Origin of the sequence: Endozoicomonas acroporae (genome assembly GCF_002864045.1) — a bacterium.
In the GTDB taxonomy this organism is placed as follows: Bacteria; Pseudomonadota; Gammaproteobacteria; order Pseudomonadales; family Endozoicomonadaceae; genus Endozoicomonas; species Endozoicomonas acroporae.
The window spans coordinates 1-1284 of the sequence record NZ_PJPV01000218.1; the positions used below are offsets into that span (position 1 = coordinate 1).

General features: G+C 48.9%; 1 protein-coding gene. It reads left to right on the forward strand.

The window, feature by feature from the left end:
• Positions 1-1228: RAP domain-containing protein (locus tag CX664_RS24235; protein WP_219622292.1), on the forward strand; the 1228-nt coding region annotated here is incomplete at its 5' end.
• Positions 1229-1284 lie beyond the last annotated feature (56 nt).

The window sequence follows — 1284 nt, forward strand, 5'->3', positions numbered from 1 at the left end:
ATCTACAATCGCCAACCTACACGGGGCCATGGCGAAACTGGTGGACAACGGGCAGGAGTGGACAGCAGGGCTCAACGATGCAGTGGCCGCACTGTTGCCCCACGTGAACGCACAGAAAGACCAATTCATTCCTCAGCATATCGCCAACCTGCTGTGGGCCATGGCGAAGCTGGTGGACAGCGGGCTAGAGAAAACACCAGAGTTCAAAGATGCTCTGACCGCACTGTTGCCCCACGTGAACGTACAGAAAGACCAATTTATTCCCCAGCATATTGCCAACCTGCTGTGGGCCATGGCGAAACTGGTGAAGAACGGGCAGGAGCAGACACCAGAGTTCAACGAGGCCGTGGCATCGCTGTTGTCCCTCGTGAACGCACAGAAAGCTAATGTAAAACCACAGGAAATTGCCAACCTGCTGTGGGCCACGGCGAATCTGGGTGAGCTCATTGAGCTGAACGTGTTTACATCCACGTTCAAATCTCTTGTCTACAGAATCAGTGAAAACACTCAGTTCTCTCAGCAAGAGATACTGATGTCTCTCTGGGGAGTCATGGTATGCTGTGCCAGGTTGGCTCTGGACTCCAATGCCCATAAAAATAACGTGTTTGAAAAGCACATGGATGACCTGTTGACTCGCCTGGAAAATACATCGCCAGATAATGAAGAGGATCAATCCATCATGATCATGGCCGCAAGTTGGCTTGGCAGAGCCTGTCCGGTCGTTCACCATTACCAGACAAACATTTCAAAAACCCAGGTCGACTTCCGTGATCAACTCAAATCATCTATTCCATCTTTGCAGATTGAAGAAGAAAAGAGCCTGAACTCATTACCTCCGGTTGACCTGCTACTGCCAGATCACAACATGGTGATTGAAGTTCAGGGTCCCTCTCATTACGTAGGTGGTGATTTCAAAACCAGAAATGGTGCGACTCTGCTGAAAATCGCACTGTTGCAAAAAGCAGGATTTGAGGTCATTGAAATTCCGGTTAACAGGCTTTGCAATCAGGATTTAATGAAACCATACATTGATCAAATAAAGACCAGGATAGGCTTCCAACCACAGGAGCATGGCTCTGTATCACTTAAAAGAAGGCGGGCAGATGCGGCATACGTTACTGCTGATAAAGGCAGGCAACCCTCAGATCATGGTTACTTAACTGCCGAAGAACATTCAGAGGAGCAAACCGGTAAACCGGCAAAGAGGAAGAAAACAAACAGCCAGTAATTGCCTTCCTCCTATCGTGACTCAAGATCCGTTTTCACATGCCGGGAAGGAATGCC